Source organism: Desulfobacter sp., from assembly GCA_028768525.1.
GTDB lineage: Bacteria > Desulfobacterota > Desulfobacteria > Desulfobacterales > Desulfobacteraceae > Desulfobacter.
This window is the reverse complement of the sequence record CP054837.1, coordinates 5,027,496-5,045,194: the sequence shown is the minus strand read 5'-3', so window position 1 is coordinate 5,045,194 and position 17,699 is coordinate 5,027,496. Positions and strand designations below refer to the sequence as shown.

At 55.0% G+C, this 17,699-nt stretch carries 16 protein-coding genes; 5 read left to right on the top strand and 11 right to left on the bottom strand.

Annotation, left to right across the window (positions count from 1 at the left end):
* Positions 1-156 precede the first annotated feature (156 nt).
* Together HUN04_22180 and HUN04_22175 are read left to right on the top strand one after the other, a co-directional pair.
* Positions 157-2,766 carry a molybdopterin-dependent oxidoreductase gene (locus tag HUN04_22180; protein ID WDP92281.1) on the top strand — a complete coding sequence of 870 codons (2,610 nt, stop codon included), beginning with the start codon at positions 157-159 and terminating at the stop codon, positions 2,764-2,766.
* Positions 2,766-3,584: a 4Fe-4S binding protein gene (locus HUN04_22175; GenBank protein WDP92280.1), complete on the top strand. Its 819-nt coding sequence runs from the start codon at positions 2,766-2,768 to the stop codon at positions 3,582-3,584. The genes HUN04_22180 and HUN04_22175 overlap by 1 nt, the downstream gene beginning before the upstream one ends.
* Before the next feature lie 116 nt (positions 3,585-3,700).
* On the opposite strand, the gene HUN04_22170 is transcribed toward HUN04_22175, so the two are convergent.
* The 8 genes from HUN04_22170 to HUN04_22135 all read right to left on the bottom strand — a co-directional run bounded on the left by HUN04_22170 (position 3,701) and on the right by HUN04_22135 (position 11,153).
* Entirely contained in the window at positions 3,701-4,366 is a 666-nt protein-coding gene (locus HUN04_22170) for a GntR family transcriptional regulator (GenBank protein ID WDP92279.1), read from the bottom strand.
* A gap of 564 nt (positions 4,367-4,930) precedes the next feature.
* The gene (locus HUN04_22165; protein ID WDP92278.1) at positions 4,931-5,713 is read right to left on the bottom strand and encodes a cyclase family protein; all 783 of its coding nucleotides are present in this window, start codon (positions 5,711-5,713) and stop codon (positions 4,931-4,933) included.
* 55 nt (positions 5,714-5,768) lie between these two features.
* Positions 5,769-6,572: a cyclase family protein gene (locus HUN04_22160; protein WDP92277.1), complete on the bottom strand. Its 804-nt coding sequence runs from the start codon at positions 6,570-6,572 to the stop codon at positions 5,769-5,771.
* 141 nt (positions 6,573-6,713) lie between these two features.
* On the bottom strand, positions 6,714-7,703 hold the full coding sequence (gene moaA / locus HUN04_22155) for a GTP 3',8-cyclase MoaA (protein WDP93370.1): 990 nt from the start codon (positions 7,701-7,703) through the stop codon (positions 6,714-6,716).
* 39 nt (positions 7,704-7,742) lie between these two features.
* Positions 7,743-8,966 (bottom strand): molybdopterin molybdotransferase MoeA, encoded by a 1,224-nt coding sequence (locus HUN04_22150; GenBank protein ID WDP92276.1) that lies wholly within the window; start codon positions 8,964-8,966, stop codon positions 7,743-7,745.
* An 82-nt stretch (positions 8,967-9,048) separates the two neighbouring features.
* Positions 9,049-10,077 carry a molybdopterin-binding protein gene (locus tag HUN04_22145; GenBank protein WDP92275.1) on the bottom strand — a complete coding sequence of 343 codons (1,029 nt, stop codon included), beginning with the start codon at positions 10,075-10,077 and terminating at the stop codon, positions 9,049-9,051.
* A gap of 71 nt (positions 10,078-10,148) precedes the next feature.
* Positions 10,149-10,748: a formylmethanofuran dehydrogenase gene (locus tag HUN04_22140; protein WDP92274.1), complete on the bottom strand. Its 600-nt coding sequence runs from the start codon at positions 10,746-10,748 to the stop codon at positions 10,149-10,151.
* Positions 10,749-10,754: 6 nt separating this feature from the next.
* The gene (locus HUN04_22135) at positions 10,755-11,153 is read right to left on the bottom strand and encodes a LysR family transcriptional regulator (protein ID WDP92273.1); all 399 of its coding nucleotides are present in this window, start codon (positions 11,151-11,153) and stop codon (positions 10,755-10,757) included.
* A 200-nt stretch (positions 11,154-11,353) separates the two neighbouring features.
* Between HUN04_22135 and tyrA the strand changes: the two genes are divergently transcribed.
* The 3 genes from tyrA to HUN04_22120 all read left to right on the top strand — a co-directional run bounded on the left by tyrA (position 11,354) and on the right by HUN04_22120 (position 13,981).
* Positions 11,354-12,496, top strand: coding sequence for a bifunctional chorismate mutase/prephenate dehydrogenase (tyrA, locus tag HUN04_22130; protein ID WDP92272.1), 1,143 nt, complete (start codon positions 11,354-11,356; stop codon positions 12,494-12,496).
* A gap of 122 nt (positions 12,497-12,618) precedes the next feature.
* Positions 12,619-12,951 carry a TusE/DsrC/DsvC family sulfur relay protein gene (locus HUN04_22125; protein WDP92271.1) on the top strand — a complete coding sequence of 111 codons (333 nt, stop codon included), beginning with the start codon at positions 12,619-12,621 and terminating at the stop codon, positions 12,949-12,951.
* A gap of 124 nt (positions 12,952-13,075) precedes the next feature.
* Positions 13,076-13,981 (top strand): transporter substrate-binding domain-containing protein, encoded by a 906-nt coding sequence (locus HUN04_22120; protein ID WDP92270.1) that lies wholly within the window; start codon positions 13,076-13,078, stop codon positions 13,979-13,981.
* Here the strand turns inward: HUN04_22120 and HUN04_22115 are convergent.
* The 3 genes from HUN04_22115 to HUN04_22105 are packed head-to-tail and all read right to left on the bottom strand — an operon-like array spanning position 13,978 to position 17,326.
* Positions 13,978-14,151 (bottom strand): hypothetical protein, encoded by a 174-nt coding sequence (locus HUN04_22115; protein ID WDP92269.1) that lies wholly within the window; start codon positions 14,149-14,151, stop codon positions 13,978-13,980. The genes HUN04_22120 and HUN04_22115 overlap by 4 nt on opposite strands.
* On the bottom strand, positions 14,151-15,509 hold the full coding sequence (locus HUN04_22110) for a sigma-54-dependent Fis family transcriptional regulator (protein WDP92268.1): 1,359 nt from the start codon (positions 15,507-15,509) through the stop codon (positions 14,151-14,153). The genes HUN04_22115 and HUN04_22110 overlap by 1 nt, the downstream gene beginning before the upstream one ends.
* A complete protein-coding gene (locus HUN04_22105; protein WDP93369.1) occupies positions 15,506-17,326 on the bottom strand; it encodes a PAS domain-containing protein in 1,821 nt (606 codons plus the stop codon). The genes HUN04_22110 and HUN04_22105 overlap by 4 nt, the downstream gene beginning before the upstream one ends.
* Positions 17,327-17,699: the final 373 nt, after the last annotated feature.

The window sequence follows — 17,699 nt, the reverse complement described above, 5'->3', positions numbered from 1 at the left end:
TGTGTTTTATTTGCCATTCAAAATAGAATGCTATATTGCATGTAAAAAGTGCTTGACATTCCCTTTTTTCCATTTATAAGAGAAAGGCAGGCCCCATTATCATAAACCATTCGTTTTTCCTTATAACGATGTTCTTTTATAAAGGAGGTTTTCAAGATGGCGGAAATCAAGACCAAGGATAAAACCGTTTTGCGCAGCCTTGGCCTCGGTGGTTTCTTCGGCGGCGGCGCCGAGGGAATGATTGATGTCAAAGACGGCAAAATCGTTCGCATCCGCCCCATGCGGTACGGCTGGAAGTACAAAAAAGAAGAAGTCCGGCAATGGACAATGGAGCGGAACGGCAAAACCATATCGCCCTCCTGGAAATCCCTGCCCGGCCCCTTTTCCCTGGCCTATAAAAAGCGGGTCTATTCCCCCAACCGGATCAAGTACCCCATGAAACGGGTGGACTGGGATCCCAAGGGGGAACGGAATCCCCAGAACCGTGGAAAGAGCAAATATGTGCGTATCTCCTGGGAAGAGGCCACGGATATCATTGCATCGGAAATCACCCGCATCCATGACACATACGGGTACAACGCCATCCTCATGCAGGGGGACGGCCACGGCGAATGCAAGACCATCAACACCCCCCACGGCCATTCCGGCACCCTCCTGGACAATATGGGCGGCTTCACCATCCAGGTGAGGAACCCCGATTCCTGGGAAGGCTGGTACTGGGGGGCCAAGCATGTCTGGGGCCAGGGGGTCCAGGGCAATATGTGGCCGGCGGCCAACATCGTCAACGATACCACCAAACATGCCGAACAGGTACTCTTCTGGGGATGCGACCCGGAAACCACCCCCTGGGGCTTTACCGGCCAGTTTGCCTCCCGGCTCTGTTATTTCTGGGCCGAGGTGGGCATCAAACAGGTCTATATCTGTCCGGACCTCAACTACGGGGCGGCGGTCCACGCCGACAAGTGGATCCCGGTGCTGCCCAATACCGACGCCGCCCTGCAGCTGGCCATTGCCTACACCTGGATCACCGAAAAACTTTACGACAAGGAATATGTGGACACCCATGTGGTGGGCTTTGAGCAATTCAGCGAATATGTGCTGGGGGACGAGGACGGGGTGCCCAAAAATGCGGAATGGGCATCCAAAAAATGCGGGGTTCCCGAATGGACCATCAAGGCCCTGGCCCGGGAATTTGCCGCCAAGGTCACCTCCATCGCCCACTATTTCGGGGGCGGTTTCATCCGCGGTCCCTTCTCCCATGAAAATGCCCGCCTTGAGGTCATCCTCCTGGGCATGCAGGGACTGGGCAAGCCCGGTGTCCACCACCACCAGCTCACCTATTTCGGGATGCCCCGGAAAGAAGGCCTGGGCGGCACCTTTTTCTGGAATCCGGAAATCGAAGAGCGCCTTTCCATACCGGTGATGTCTTCGGTGACGGCCTGGCAGGAGCAGGTGATTCCCAAAACACTGATCCACAAAGCCATTGAATCCGACGAGCCCATCACCTTCCACGGTACCGGCGCCATCGAAGCCCTGGCCCTGGACCAGTTCAACGAATACACCTATCCCATTCCCAAGGATGAAGGCGGGACTGAAATCCACATGATGTGGACGGACACCCCCTGCCGGATCACCTGCTGGAACGGGGGCAACGAGACCCAGCTGGCCATGAGAAACCCCAAGATCGAGACCATCGTGGCCCAGCATCCCTGGCTGGAAAACGACTGCATCTACGCGGACATCATTCTGCCGGCCAATACCTATATGGAGGTGGATGATTTTCTGACCAATATCCGCCAGGGCACCCAGCAGCCGAATATGATGATCGCGGACAAGGCCATTGAACCCATCGGCGAATCCAAGAGTGATTTTGAAATCGTGGTGGAAATCGCCAAAAAGCTAGGATACGAGGAAGAGGTCACCGGCGGCCAGAGCGTGAAGGATATGCAGAAAAAGATCTGGGGCTACATGGGCGGAGAAGAGCTGGTCCCCTGGGAAGATCTCCAGGAAAAGAAATACTGGATGTACAACACCGCCGAAAACTGGGAAGAGGATCCCGCCGGATTTGAACTCTTTGCCAAGAATCCCGAGGCCAATCCCCTGCCCACCCCCTCGGGCAAGCTGGAATTCTACTCAGAGGCCCTGGCCAAGAACTTCCCCCATGACAAGGAGCGGCCCCCGGTTCCCAAATGGATTGAAAAAAGCGCCATGCACGACGAACGCCTCTCCAGCCACCGGGCCAAGATGTTCCCCCTCCTGCTCATGTCCAACCACGGCCGCTGGCGGGTTCATTCCCAGTGCGACGACATCACCTGGACAAGGGAGGCGCCCACCTGCAAGGTCACCGGCCCCGACGGCTACAAGTACGAACCCCTGTGGCTCCATACCTCAACGGCACAAGAAAGGGGCATTAAAAACGGGGATATTGTTAAAATATTCAACGAACGGGGGATCGTCCTTGCCGGCGCCTATGTCACGGAACGGCTGCGGCCCGGCGTGGTCTACATCGACCATGGGGCCCGCCATGACCCCATCATCACTGGCGAAGTGGAACGGGGCGGTGCCATCAACACCATCTCCCCGGCCGGCATCACCTCGGAAAACTGCGTGGGACAGGCCACCAGCGGCTACCTGGTGCAGGTGGAACGGCTGAAGGGCGAGGAAATGGACCAGTGGCGCAGGGATTACCCCGAAGCCTTTGACCGGGAATACGACCCTGCGGCCGGATTGAGATTTGATGCATGGATTGAAGGAGGTGACAAATAATGAAAGCCTTTTATCTGGATTTATCCGTCTGCAACGGCTGCTACTGCTGCCAGATTGCCTGCAAGGACGAGCATGTGGCCAACGACTGGAGCCCCTATGCCAAGCCCCAGCCCGACACCGGGCAGTTCTGGATCGGGATCACCGAGCTGGTGCGGGGCCAGGTGCCCAAGGTGAAGGTGACCTATATCCCTAAAATGTGCCACCACTGCGACGATGCCCCCTGTATCGAGCAGTGTGCATATGACGCCATTGAAAAGCGCAGCGACGGCCTGGTTCTCATCCATCCGGATAAATGCACCGGCTGCAAGCTGTGCAAGGATACCTGCCCCCATGATGCCATTTATTTCAATGAAAACCTGAATATCGCCCAGAAATGCACCGGGTGTAGCCATCTTCTGGACAACGACGATGAGTGGGAGGTCCCCAGATGCGTGGACCAGTGCCCCACCGACGCCCTGAGGTTCGGGGAGGAATCCGATTTTTCAGACTTCATCAAGGACGCGGAGTTCCTGAACCCCGAGGCCGGGACCCAATCCAGGGTCTATTATAAAAACCTGCCCAGAAAATTTGTGGCGGGCACGGTGTACGATCCTGTGGAAAAAGAGGTGATCATCGGCGCCGCCTGTTCCCTTACCGATGCTGACAGCGGGGAAACCTTCACCGCCGTCACCGATAATTTCGGTGATTTCTGGTTCCGCAAGCTTGGGGATAACCGGACCTTTACCCTGGACATTAAAAAGAACGGGGCAAAAAAGACCATCGAGGGTATTATCACCGATAAGGACCTGAGCCTGGGTGATATTCCCATGTCCCTCTAACCCCCCGCGCCCGGGTTAAACCAACGCTGCCATTGGCATGAAGGCCTCTTCATGCCAATGGCAGTTTTTTTTACCACCGGGCTGGTGCATGGGCTGGTGAAGCCCGGCCCGCGAAATCAGGATAAATCGGAAGGATTCTGATTGAAAATGATGGGGAAAAGATTCTTTTTGGACATTGCGCTGTGTTCTTTGACCAGCTTTCTCGCCTTCCGGGTATCTTTGGCTTTGATGGCATTATAAAGCCCCTCGTGCTCATCAACGATTTCAAACAACCGTTTTGACTCCAGGTGTTCCGTCCGGAAGCGCAGAAAAATCCGCTGATAAATATCCGTATAAATATCCTTGAAATAGATATTTTGGGCCATCTCGGCAATGGCGGAATGAAAATTCATATCAAGGAGGAAAATATGGCGGTATATGCGGCTTTTCACGGATGAGGCGTATTCATTTTTCCTGAGTTCAATATGACGTAATCCCTCGGGGGTTGACAGTTTTATGGCTTTTTCGATGATTCCCAGATCAAGGATCAGCCGTATTTCATAGAGCGCCTCGGCTTCTTCCTGGGTCAGTTTATGAACGGAATACCCCTGGTTGGGGATAAAATCAAGATACCCCTCCTTGGCAAGTATGGACAATGCGTTGTTCACCGGAGTCCTGCTGACCCCCAGCTCTTTGGCCAGGTCGACGAATACAAGCCGCTGGCCGGGTACAATATCATAGTTGAGCATCATCTGCTTGATATTGTTGTACACCTTTAATGTTAGATTCTTTTGTTCAGCCATCTATATTCTCCTGCTCAATGCATTCAGGGCAAAATAGAGATCAAACCCACCGCAGACTGCCGGGCCGGGATTGGGGGATAAAAGCCCTGTCACGGGCAAAAAGCTTGTGCATATCACACAAGGCGCACCTGCATTCCCTCTGCCCAACGCAAGTTAATTTTACGGGGTATTAATAAAAACCGGTGGAGTTCAGTTTAATCATCTCTGCTGGTTTGCGGTACAATACACGATGTTATTTTTCCCTTAATGGCGCATTCTGCTTGTATGTAAAATAATGTTGCATTTTACATACAAGCAGAGTTATACCGCCATTGTTCTTTTCCATAATTTACTTCATATCACTATTAAATTTAACCCGTTTTCAGTGGGTGGCACACCTTACATCACCGGATTTTCTACCATAAAACATTTGCTTTTTCCAGCTTATTATCAATTGTTTATTATGTTTATTTACCGCACCTTCCGGCTGGATAGAAGCAAAAAAAGGGGGCAGCCGCGATTGATAAATACAGGGTGAACCGGTGCGGCATCCGGCCCCCCGCCCTTGGGCCTCTTTCCATATGGTTACCGTCCGGTTTCAAATCGGAAGGTTTGATCCGGGTCCACAAGTGCCAGCACCCGGACAATGCAACCGTCACCGCGGGTCCACCGCCAGGGAAAGGCCATGAAAAAGCATCGTTTTCCGGTGACCTCGTCAAGGTCTCCGCCCAGGTTTTCAATCCCGGGAATCCCCCCCTTGACCATCAGGGTTTTATGGGCCGGCTCCCAGTCCGGAAAATCTTCTTTGGGGTCCCGCCCGGTCTCCTCCTTATACTCTTTAATGAGATGGGGCTGGGAAGGACCCAGGCCGTGATCCACCAGTTTGGTGGCAATGGGATGGTCATTGGCCTGGCATCCGTATCCCACGCATTTGACCTTCTTGTCCACCAGCCATTGGGCACCGGCACCGGAAATACCGCATCCATAGGCAAAATAGTCGTCGCAGTCCGCCCATTTATGGTGGAAACCGGTATTGATCATCACCATATCCCCTTCCTGAATGGCCGGCGTGGCCTTTTCAAGGTCCTCGGGTGTGATCACCCCCCATTTCCCCTTGGGAATGGATACGGCCACCCCGGTGCCGAAAAGGCGCCACAGGGGATAATCGGAGATGCCGGGTGTGTTCTCAGTGACATGGATGGGGGCATCCATATGGGTGCACCGGTGCATGATCCCCTCCCAGTTGACCTGGTATACCCCGTCCTTGGCGTGGAATTTATTGACCGTTACATTGACCCCGGGTGTGGAGGGCCACTCGGGCATATGCTGATGAAAGGCATGACTTAGATTATAAATTTTAAGACTCATTTTTTATTACCCCGTCTATTTTCAAAGGTATGTTTTGCAAATTGGTCCCGGATGATCATCTGCCGGCATCGATGCGGCAGTTTCCGGAAGGATCGATCATGGCAACAAACCGGACCGGGCAGGCATCTCCATATTTGAATTTCCATGGTGTGGCCGCAAAGGTCGCCCGTTTCCCCGCCAGAGTATCCACATCCCCCCCCACCTGCTCAATGGTGGGGATTCCAGCCGCCAATAAGGTCTTATGGGCGATATTCCATTCCGGATGCTCTTTTTTGGGGTCTTTTCCTGTCTTCTCTTCATAGGCCGCCTTCAGGCGGTTCATCAGGGGGCCGCCCCGGTGGGGCCCCAGGGAAGTGGCCAGGGGGTGGTCCACCTGGGGGGTATCCACAGCCACCATCCGGCACTCTTTTTCAACCAGCCATTGGGCCGCGTCCCTGGTCAGCCCCGGAGACTCTCCGTAATATTCAAGGCTGTCGCTGTATTTATGGTGCCAGCCGGTGAGGATCACCACCACATCCCCCTGCTTCACCCCGGGGGACGCCGATGCCAGATCCTCTGCCGTTATGGTCTCAAAGCGCTGCTTTGGAATGGATAAAATGACACCATTGCCAAAGAGACGGTCTACCGGAACATCTGCCAGGTCTGCGGCACGCTGCACCATGTGAATGGGGGCATTCATATGGGTACCCGTATGCATTACAGTGGAAATCTTCCATGCCAGTACGCCGTGCTGGGCGTGCTTGACGCCCCGGGCCATTCTCACATCATCCTGTCCGGGGTAGGAAGGAACGCCATGGCCCCACTCATGGCTGAGCTCAACCAATTGCAACCCGGAATAAGGGTCAGATACCATCGTCATAAAAACCTCTGCTTTTATTTAGGGACCGCAAATTGTTCCACCTGCGGCCCGGGTGAATATTAATTGCCGGGCTTTCATCCGGTTCGGAACGCTGTCGAAAAGCCCGCTACCTGAAAAACACCGGGAGCTGCTGCAGCTTTGTCACCCCCCGATCTGAACCATTTTGGTCTTTAGGCCGTGTCCCTCAAAGTCCAGCCCGTGGGCACCCTGCTTCATTGACAAGGCCTTAAAAAACAGTTCCCGCAACCGGGAATCAGAACACCCCTCCCGCAGCCGGCGGACCAGTTCGACCTCATCGTCGGCCAGCAGGCAGGGACGCAGGGCGCCGGTGGCGGTCAGGCGCATCCGGTTGCACCGACTGCAGAAATGATCGCTCATTGAACTGATGAAACCGACCTCCCCGGGAGCCCCCTGGATCTTGAACCGTCGGGCAGGCCCGTCAAAAGGCGCCCTGACCATTGGAATCAGTTTCCCCAGCTGCCCCACTCTATTTTTCAGTTCTGTACCGGAAATAAAATATCCCCTGATGGTCCGGGGATCAGGTCCAATGGGCATGTATTCAATAAAGCGGACATGCAGGGGATATAAAAGGCTTAAACGGGCCATATCAACCACCTCATCGTCGTTGACGCCTTTCATCACCACGGTGTTGATCTTGACGGGGGAAAATCCCAGGGCCAGTGCGGCCATGATTCCGTCCCATACCCTGTGCCAGGCGTCTTTACCGGTGATCTGCTTAAACCGGGCCGTCCCCAGGGTGTCCAGGCTGACATTAATTCGGTTCAACCCGGCATCGCGCAATTCCCGGGCCATGGATTCCAGAAGTATGCCGTTGGTGGTCAAGCCAATATCCTTTATCCCGGGGATACGGGAGAGTTTTTCAATGAACCGGGTAACGCCCCGGCGGCACAGGGGTTCGCCTCCGGTCAGCCGCACCTTGGATATCCCCAGGTCAACTCCGATTTTGACCAGACGAAGCATCTCATCAAATGACATCAATCGATCTTTGGGCGGCAGAGGCGTCCCCCCGTGCCCGGGTCTGAAAGGGGCGCAATAGCAGCAGGAAAGGTTACATTGATCCGTAACCGATACCCGGAGATAATTTATCTGTCTTTGGTAGGCATCGGTCAAAGAATTTTTATTCAACGCGTTCATTTGCACACCTCTGCATTAGAATGACAAGACCTGAATGGATGAAATCTCTCCTTTGGCAAGGCGGGTTTTACCTTCGGGAATCGTGGCAACGGCCGTGGCGTCTGCCATGGACTGAAGGCGGGCCCGCTGCCCCAGGGAATCAAACCGCAGCCCCTGTTCGTCCGGGGTGGCGGCGCCGAAAATAAACTGGGTCCAATCCCTGGCCCGCCCGCGTATTTCTGAAGAGATCCTGGCCTTCATCACGGGCAGCCCCACCTGCTGTCTTCCCGACAGCACATGGAGGCCGGGAAGGGCAATCTGAAGAAACCCCATGAGATTGGACGGAGGGCCGCCGGGCAGAATAAATGCCGGAATGGCGGCGATCATACCGAAGCCAACGGCCTTGCCCGGACCGATGCGGATACGGTGAAAGGCTTTCTTCCACCCAAGGTCACTGAAAATCTTGGCGACAAGATCCCTGTCCCCGGTCCAGGCACCGCCGCTGGTAATCACCGCGTCGGAGGATGCCAGGGCCGCCTCCAGTGCCTTGCAGATTCTGTCCGGGTCGTCCTTTACTGTGACAAGGTGCGGTTCCATGCCCCATTTGCGGCAGAATGCGCCCAGGGTGACCATATTGCTTGCATATAATTTCCCAGGGGGAAGGGGCTTTCCCGGGGCCACCACCTCGTCGCCGGTGGAAATAATGGCCACCCGGGGCTTTTTGTAAACGGGGACTTCGCTGAACCCGGAAGCCGCGATGATACCGGCCCGGCCCGGTGTGATGGCGCAGCCCTTTTCCGCCACGCACTGCCCCTCGGCCACGTCGGTGCCTTTGGGCATGATGTTCCGGCCGGGCTCCGCCGTATTGGCCGCGCTCAGGGTGCTGCCGCACAGGGATGCAAACTCCTCGGCCAGCACGGCCGTGGCCCCCTCGGGAATCTGTGCCCCCGTTAAAATACGCATGGCAGAACCGGGAACCAGACGGGGCGGCGCCCCTCCGCCGGCCACCGAAGCGGTGCCGGCCAGGGCCAATTGAACCGGCGTATCCGGCCCGGCAGTGTCCAGGTCCTCAGACACCACGGCATACCCATCCTTAAGGGAGGCATTGATGGAGGGAGAATTAATCCCCGAGATCAGATTTTCGGCGATAATCCGCCCCGTGCTCCTTGCCAGGGGCACCATTTCTTTGCCCAAAGGCGAAATCGTGTCCACGGTGATACGCAGCGCCTCTTCAAACCCCATGGGCAGCCATGATATCATAGTTCATCCTCCCGGTTGGTAATCGTTATTTAGGTTCTATACAGCCGGCCGGCACCACTCCCGGGCCGCCGTCCCCCGGAGACTATTTGCCGAAACCGCACCGGGGATAGGTACAGGTTTTACATCCGAGACAGAGCCCCCCATGCCCGGTAGCCGCGATATCCGACCGCGACAATTTTTCCCCGGCAAGTATCCTGGGATACATCAGGTCGAACATGGTGGTAGGGGCAAACAATCCGCAGGCCGGGATGCCCAGGACCGGCACCCAGTCAAGATAAGCAACCATGAACATGGCGCCGGGCAGCACCGGTGTGCCGTACACCATGTTGCGGGCACCGGCCTGCTTTAGTCCGAAACGGGTACGGTCGTCGGGATCCACAGACATCCCGCCTGTGGTGATCAATACATTGGCGCCCTGTTCCACCATGCCGGCAGCGGCAGAGGCAATCATCCGGTCATCATCGGGCAAAAAGCGCACCGCCATCACCTCTCCCCCGAGGTCGGCCACTTTTTTCCGGATAATGGGTTCAAATTTATCCTTTATCCGGCCGTGGTAGACTTCATTTCCGGTTATCATCACCCCGGCTTTGGCCCGCATCATGGGTTGAACCCGGAGAATGGACTGTCGGGCACTTTTGGCAATGGAAACCGCTGCGGATACATGGTCCCGGGGAATCAGAAGGGGAATGGCCCGGGTGGCCCCCACCTGATCCCCCTGTTTTACAATGCTGTTGGAATGACGGGTGGCGCACATCACCACCCCAAGCATATTGAATTGTTCCAGGGCATCCACATCCACCTTGAGCAACCCGTCCCGGGCCGCCTTCAGGGAAATTTTGCCTTCCCTCGGGGCCTCGTCCCAGGCCACTCCCGCGCCGCAGAGCGCATCTGCCATGGTCACCGCAGCTTCGTCTTCATGCATCTCGTCTTTTTCCGGCGTTATGACATAAAGGTGATCCTTGCCCAGCCGCCGCAGATGATCCAGGTCGCGGCAGGTCAGCATATGTCCCCGATGGAAGGCAGGCCCCTTGAACTCCCCCGCTCTGATTTCCGTAATATCATGGGCCAATTCACGCCCCACCGCATCTTCGACATTCACGACTTGAATCATCCGGCTCCTCCCTTCCCCGGCCATCTTATAACAATTCTGCCGGATTGGTATTATTATTTTTAATTTTGGGCCTATACGGCAACGGATGCCAGGGGCTGAAAATAGCCTTCTCCGGAGCAGATCCGGCACAGGATTTCGCCATTTACATGGACCTCCCTTGCATCCCTGACCACCTGGCCGCATTGGGCACAGGTTGCGTGGGAACGCGGTGGCCCGGGCATTTCCCATTGGCCCAAATGGACAGAGACCCGCTGAACATCGAATAATTCATTTTCCGGCATTATTTTATACCCCTGCATCTGCTGCCGGTAGTGGTGCTCTTCCTCAGGTGCATACCGTTTTACCAGATCCCGGGACCGCTCCGTGGAGACAACACGGTAGGCATCACGGGTGTCCAGGTTGACAAAGGTGGCGGCATTGATACCAAAATCCCTGAATTTCATGGTTCGCCTCCCCAGCCGGCATCCGGTCACACTGCTGATGGCATCGGTGGCGCACCGGTCCATTTCAACATAAACCATTATTTTTTTTCTGAACGCATCGGACATGGGGTCGTCAATTCTGATCAGGCGGCACCCGAGCATGGCCATTCTCACACCGATCACCTGGCCGGCACACAGGTGCCCATGGGTCTTTGCAGACGCTTCCAGCAATGCTTTAAACGATCTCATCCCTTCTTATCCTCCCATGGAAACCGAATGGCAGTTTCTGCCATTCGGCGGCAGTTTTTTATTATTTTCGGATGGGCTCCGGAATTCACCATTTACAGAAAATTCACGGACCACCTTCATATATTTCTGAACAAGCGCCCTGGCATGGGGAGTCAATTTTGCGCCCCCGCCCTGTACGCCGCCCCGATGCGTTTTCACCAGGCAGGTCCCCATGGACGCTTCCATGTCCGAAATGGCACCGCGAATTCTGCGATAAGAGATATCCAATTGCCGGGCGGCATCAATGATGGAGCCTTTTTCGTCTATGGCGGCAAGCATGGCCAGCCGGCCTTCCCCTATGACAGGATGACCGTCTATTTCCAGCCAGACTTTCAGTCTGATGCGCCATCGGTTTTGAGAACCCATAATATCATATCTTTTCAGTATTAAATTTTTAATATAATATTACATGCAATCATATCGCTGTCAAATGTATTTTGATTCTTTAACTAGAAAAAAGACAGGCCCCAGGGCAATTTTATTGCCAATCATTTCTGAAATTGATACTTTTGGGCAGTGCGCGACCAATGGGCACAAGACTTAAAATCGAAAAAGAATATAAATAAATGGATAAAGAAAAAACTGTTTTTTTTGAAAAAATCGCCCCACTGAGGGATGAAATCGACCGAATTGATTCAGAAATCCTTTCCCTGCTGGCCCGGCGCCAGGAACAGGTAGAAGAGGTGGTGGCCCTGAAAAAGGCCCATAAAATGCCCGTCTACCACCCGGCCCGTGAAGAAGACCTGCTCTCGCGCCTCAGGTCACAGGCCGTAAAGGCGGACATGGACCCGGATTTCATGGAAGACCTGTACCGGGTGATCCTGCGCCAGTCCCGGCTCAAGCAGACCCGGAAAATGGAACTCAAATCCATCCGGCCCGAGGCCAAAATTCTTGTGGTGGGCGGCGGCGGACAGATGGGCGGCCTTTTTGCCCGGCTCTTTGTCCGGTCCGGTTATGAGGTCAGGATTCTGGACAGAGGAGACTGGGATAATGCGGCCGACCTATGCCGGGATATCGACCTGGTCCTGGTGTCGGTGCCCATAGAAAAGACCGAAACGGTGATCAACAGCCTGGCCCCCCTGATTCCTTCCCATGCCATTCTGGCGGACCTGACCTCGGTGAAGCAGGGGCCGGTTTCCGCCATGTGCAAGGCCCACAAGGGACCTGTGATGGGGCTGCATCCCCTGTTCGGCCCCACCTCCGATTCCCTGGACAAACAGATCGTGGTGACCTGCACGGGCCGGGATGACGCCGCCTGCAACTGGCTACGTGACCAGCTGGGCATATGGGGGGCCGTCATTGTGCCGGCAACGGCAGAGGAGCACGACCAGGTCATGGAAATCGTCCAGGCCCTGCGCCACTTTGCCACCTTCTGCTTCGGGGATTTCCTCTACCGCCGGCGGATTCCCCTGGAACGGACCCTGGAATTCTCCAGCCCCATCTACCGGCTGGAACTGGGAATGGTGGGGCGGCTCTTCGCCCAGGATCCCTCCCTCTACGCGGAGATCATCTTTGCCACCCCCGAGCGCCTCAGCCTGCTCAAAGAATACATTGACTCCTTCAGCCGCCACATCGATATGCTGGATAAAAAAGACAAGGCCGGATTTATCGATGAGTTCAATAAACTGGCCAGGTGGTTCGGTCCCTTCAGCGAACAGGCCATGCGGGAAAGCACCTTCATCATCAATAAGCTAATCGAAAGGTTCTAACCATCTTGTTAGCCTAAGCAAGCATTTACTTCTATTATATCGGCATTATCTTACCTGATATAGAGGGAAACCGGGTCTTTCCGGCCCGAATTCCACCACATCTATATACGAGGAGATAAAATATGGATACATCAGCCAATCACAACCTGGACCTGGATCCCGACGGCTACCTGGCAGATCCCGGCACCTGGAACGAAAAAGTGGCATGCATCCTGGCCGGCCTTGAAGGGGTATCCGACGACTGTCCCCTTAGCAGCGAGCGCATGGAAATCCTAAAATATGTCAGGGACTACTACCATAAATTCGAGGCATTTCCCATTATCCGGGCCGTGTGCAAAAACCTGGGGCAGGACAAGTCCTGCCAGTACGAACAATTTCCCGATCCTGTCACGGCCTGGAAAATAGCGGGCCTGCCCAAGCCGACACCGGAGGTACTGGCCAAAATCAGGCATTGATCCTGACGGCCTTTGGGCCGGCGGCCAACCTGTCGCCGGCCCTGCTTTGAAATCACCTCATCCCACTTGTATCTCCATGCCATTCTTGTTATCCTACCCCTAAAAAGATCAGGGGAAACAATTTATGCAAAAAACGCAAGGCATGGGAAATATCCTCCGGGCAATGATCTGCCTGCCTCTGTTGCTCCTGGTATTCCCCATGGAGAATGCCGCCCCGCAGACCTTAAAATTTTTCCAGACCGACAACCGGTACGAATACCGCATTGAGTTGCTAACCCTGGCCATGGATAAGACAATGGCCACGGACGGCCCCTATGAGCTTGAACCCTTTGAGGCAAAGATGACCCATAAACGGGGCCTGTCCCTCTTGGAAAGAGGCACGCTCATAAATATCGTCTTTTTGCCTGCGACAAGGGAGATGGAATCCAGATTTCTCTCCGTGAAAACGCCCATCCTTTTGGGCCTGCTGGGATGCAGAATTTTTATAATAAGGAAAAAAGACAGGGATGATTTTTCAAAAATAGCCTCATTGAATCAGCTGAAGACAACTTTTATGGCGGGTTTCGGAAATCAATGGGCGGATATGAAAATACTTGAAGCCAATCAGATCCCCGTCATCGGCACAGCCCAGTATGAAAACCTTTTCCACATGCTGTCAAGGGGGCGGTTCGACTATTTTCCCAGGGGCATCAATGAAGCCTTTAAAGAGGTCAAAACAAGGGAAGCCTCCCATCCAGACCTCATGGTGGAGCCCGGCCTGGCCCTTTACTATCCCTATCCGGTCTATTTTTATGTCAACTATAAGGATGTCCGGCTTGCCGACAGGATAAAAAGGGGGCTGGACAGGGCAAAAGCCGATGGGTCCTTCAGGCGGCTGTTTTTCAGATACCACAATGAAATCATCCGTAAAGCCGGGTTAAACAACAGGAAGGTATTCACCTTGACAAACCCCACATTGCCCGACGATATCCCCCGGCCCAATGTGGGATCATGGATGGATCCGGCCCTGGGAGCCGATACCATGAATTAGCCAGACGCCTCCTGCCTGGCCATCTCAATGAACTCACGGATTTCTTTTAGCACAAAATACCGGGTCATGGCATGGGCCAGTTCTTCGGGGTCAGGCGCCCGGCCCGTGGCCTGGGCGACGAATGCCTCCATGCGGTTCAGGGCCGCTTCAAGTTCCGGTGTAATCTCCATTATCCTTCCTTTCCGTACTGCTTGAGTTTTTTGAGCAGGGTTTTACGAGTAATGCCCAGGCGGCGGGCGGTCTCGCTCTTGTTGCCCTCTGCCGCGGCCAGGGTGGATAAAATGGCCTTTTCCTCCACCTTGGCCAGGCTGATATTTTCAAGGCCGGGTTCTGCGGCACTCAGTTCCGGATTATCATCGGCAATAAAACTGAGGTCCTGCTGCTGGAGATAATCGGCCCTGGCCATGACCACGCCCCGCTCCACGGCGTTCATCAATTCCCTGACATTGCCCGGCCACTCATATCGGATCAGGGTGTCCATGGCATCCGGGGTAAACCCCTTCATCTCCCGGCGGTTCTTTTTGGAAAATTCTTCAAGAAAATGCAGGGCCAGTTCCGGAATATCCTCCGGGCGGCGGCGCAGGGGGGGGATATCAATGGTCACCACGTTGAGCCGGTAGTAGAGGTCCTCCCTGAATTCCTTTTCAGCGGCCATGGCCTTGAGGTCACGGTTTGTGGCGGCAATCACCCGGACATCCACCGCGATTGTCTTGTCCGAGCCCACCGGCGTGATCTCTTTTTCCTGGATCACCCGCAGCAGCTTGGCCTGCATGGGCAGGCTCATCTCACCGATTTCATCCAAGAGAATGCTGCCCTTGTCCGCCAGGAGGAACTTGCCCTTCCGCTTTTTATCGGCTCCGGTGAATGCCCCCCGCTCATGGCCGAAAAGCTCAGATTCCAGCAGGGTTTCGGTGATGGCGGCGCAATTGATGCGGATGTAGGGAGCATCCTTGCGGGGGCTGTTGTGGTGAAGGGCCGAGGAGACCAGTTCCTTGCCCGTGCCCGACTCCCCTGTGACCAGCACATTGGCGTCGGTGGGGGCCACCATGTTGATGGTGTCCAGCAGGGCCTTCATGGCCGGGCTCTTGCCCAGGATGCCGTGGCCGGAGAACGCCGTTGAAAGCCGTTTTTTCAAGGACCGGTTCTCGGACTTGAGGTCAATGCGCTCAAACACCCGGTCGATGGTCAGCTTGAGCTTGTCAAAATCCAGGGGTTTGGTGAGGTAGTCATAGGCCCCTATTTTCAAGGCCTTTACCGCTGTATCCACCGATGAAAAAGCCGTCATGATGATCACCGGAAGCGACGGATTATAAGCATTGATCTGCTGAAGGGCCTCCATGCCCGACATCTTCACCATTTTCATGTCCATGAGCACCAGGCCGAAGGGACGTTCCTTCACCATATCCACGCCCACATCCCCGTCATCGGCCACATGGATCTCATACCCCCAGCCGTGCATCAGGGTTTTGAGCATGGTGGCGTGTGCGCTGTCGTCATCTACAACCAGGATGGTCTTCTTGACCGTCATCTTGTCTGTCCTTCTTCATTGGGAGTTTTTTTATTTTCCCTTCCGAGCAGCGGAAGGCTTATGGTGAATGTGGTGCCCCTGCCCGGTTCACTGTCCACCCGGATTTCCCCCTTGAGGTTTTCAATGATCCGGTGAACAATGGAAAGCCCCAGGCCGGTTCCCTGGGGCCGGGTGGTGAAATAGGGATCGAAAATCCTGTCCATATCCTCCGGATCAATGCCGCAGCCCGTATCCCGAACCTCAATTTCCACTCCAGTTTTATCGTCCCTCCCCGTTTTATCGGCCCTGTCTGAGAGGGTCACCCAGAGTTCCCCCCCTTTTGACATGGCGTTGACCCCGTTCATGTAAAGGTTGAGCAAAACCTGGTTGATCCGGTCCGGGTCCGTGGCCAGAAGCTCCAGGTCGGTCTTTATTTCCACATGGGCCTGGATATTCTTTTTTTCCAGATCATGGGAGACCAGCATCAGGGAATGGCGGATCAAGGGCTCAATTTCAACGGGCCGGATCTCCACGGCCAGGGGTTTGGCAAACTCCAGCAGCTGGGTGATGGAGCGGTTGATCCGTTCCACCTCCTGGACCATGATTCTGGCGGTTTCAGCATCGCCGGGCTCATTTTCATACCGCTTGGCAAAATAAGTGGCAAATCCTTTGATGGAGCTTAGGGGGTTTCTGATTTCATGGGCCACCCCGCCGGCCAGCTTACCGATGGCCGCCAGGCGGCGGTTGGTTTCCACCTCTTTTTTCAATTCCCGCAGCTGGGTCATATCCCGGAATAAAAAGATATACCCCTGCACCTCCCCCTCATCACTGAGAATGGGCGAGGCGGTCATGTCCAGGCGCAATTCCCCCTTTTCCTGGGAATTGAGCGCGACCTCACCTGTGGCCGGCGCCCCGGGCCCGGACAGCTGGGATGCCAGACGGATCATCTGGGGGTATGCGGTTTCCGGAATCCTGCCCAGAATGTCCCCTGCGGCCCGGTTGGCCGATGTCACCCTGTATTCGCCGTCAAGGGTCAGCAGCCCCGAGGGCATATTCTGGACCACGTTGTCGGAAAAGGCCTTGACCCGGTCCAGAGACGCCCTGGCCGACCGGTAGGCCTGGAAGGCAAACAGGCTGATGATGCCGGCGCACCCCAGGACGAAAAAGAGGATACCGCGGCCGATGATGGACCGGGCCATCCGTTTTTCAATCTTCTCCGCCCGGGCCATGGACAGGCCGGCAAAGATAAAATGTTCCTTCAGCCGGAATGTCCGGTGATTCATATGGTCCGGTGCCGGTTCAAGTTCCGGCCCGCCGGCCATGGCATGCCGCCCCCCATGCATGGGGTGGCCCCCGGGATGCTTGCCCCGGAATCCCATCCTCAGGGGCACAAACAGCTTATACACCTCAAGTACGGGCTCCCCCGCCACCTGCCGGGTGCGGTTGAATACCTCTGCGGGCTCCCCGGGCAGGACTGCCAGGTCTGCCCATCCCCCATAGACCTCCCCCACCCTTTCAGGATCGGAATGGGCAAGAATTGTTCCCTGGCTGTCGGTAATCATTATATAGGCGATATCGGGCTGCACCGCGGTCTCCGCCAGCATGGACTGGATGCGTCTCATGCCCCAGCCCATGGACAGCATACCGGTACGGGTCCCGGCCTCAAAGGTTCGGATCAGTGCCATTCCCCTCACCCGCATCTGTTCCCTGAGATGCTCCTTCTGCCTTCCCACCCGGTCCAGGGTCATGAAAGTAAACACCGGCAGCAGAACGGCCAGCACCCCGACCATCATCAGCGGAGAGACCAAATTTCCGGTTATTTTATTTAATCGTTTCATCATGGATAGTTTTTAAGCAAAGATGATACCAGCCTTGACACCGGGATCCGGCCGCCGGCCGCCTCCTGTAATATCCGGTGGCTGTATACTTTATACACACCTGTATACCCCACATTGGGTAAAAAGTACACACGACTTAAACCACCCCGGGGTATCCGCCATGGCCGGATACTTTTTACACACCCGGGAAAAATATCCGGGTAGAAAGGAAACAGGCATAAAATCGGGATTTTTTTGAAACGGCAGACAATAACGACAACATTCACTACAATTTCAGATGGTTATAAAAAACAACTCTTCAATGGCACACCCCTTGCTCTAATCATTGCCAAGATCAACGCTGATCAAAACTTAAAAAACAATAAATAAAGGA

Bases quoted from the DNA above. Each gene is read 5' to 3' on its own strand.
- HUN04_22180 (WDP92281.1), top strand. From the start codon at position 157: ATGGCGGAAATCAAGACCAAGGATAAAACCGTTTTGCGCAGCCTTGGC.
- HUN04_22175 (WDP92280.1), top strand. From the start codon at position 2,766: ATGAAAGCCTTTTATCTGGATTTATCCGTCTGCAACGGCTGCTACTGC.
- HUN04_22170 (WDP92279.1), bottom strand. From the start codon at position 4,366: ATGGCTGAACAAAAGAATCTAACATTAAAGGTGTACAACAATATCAAG.
- HUN04_22165 (WDP92278.1), bottom strand. From the start codon at position 5,713: ATGAGTCTTAAAATTTATAATCTAAGTCATGCCTTTCATCAGCATATG.
- HUN04_22160 (WDP92277.1), bottom strand. From the start codon at position 6,572: ATGACGATGGTATCTGACCCTTATTCCGGGTTGCAATTGGTTGAGCTC.
- HUN04_22150 (WDP92276.1), bottom strand. From the start codon at position 8,966: ATGATATCATGGCTGCCCATGGGGTTTGAAGAGGCGCTGCGTATCACC.
- HUN04_22145 (WDP92275.1), bottom strand. From the start codon at position 10,077: ATGATTCAAGTCGTGAATGTCGAAGATGCGGTGGGGCGTGAATTGGCC.
- HUN04_22140 (WDP92274.1), bottom strand. From the start codon at position 10,748: ATGAGATCGTTTAAAGCATTGCTGGAAGCGTCTGCAAAGACCCATGGG.
- HUN04_22135 (WDP92273.1), bottom strand. From the start codon at position 11,153: ATGGGTTCTCAAAACCGATGGCGCATCAGACTGAAAGTCTGGCTGGAA.
- tyrA (WDP92272.1), top strand. From the start codon at position 11,354: ATGGATAAAGAAAAAACTGTTTTTTTTGAAAAAATCGCCCCACTGAGG.
- HUN04_22125 (WDP92271.1), top strand. From the start codon at position 12,619: ATGGATACATCAGCCAATCACAACCTGGACCTGGATCCCGACGGCTAC.
- HUN04_22120 (WDP92270.1), top strand. From the start codon at position 13,076: ATGCAAAAAACGCAAGGCATGGGAAATATCCTCCGGGCAATGATCTGC.
- HUN04_22115 (WDP92269.1), bottom strand. From the start codon at position 14,151: ATGGAGATTACACCGGAACTTGAAGCGGCCCTGAACCGCATGGAGGCA.
- HUN04_22110 (WDP92268.1), bottom strand. From the start codon at position 15,509: ATGACGGTCAAGAAGACCATCCTGGTTGTAGATGACGACAGCGCACAC.
- HUN04_22105 (WDP93369.1), bottom strand. From the start codon at position 17,326: ATGAAACGATTAAATAAAATAACCGGAAATTTGGTCTCTCCGCTGATG.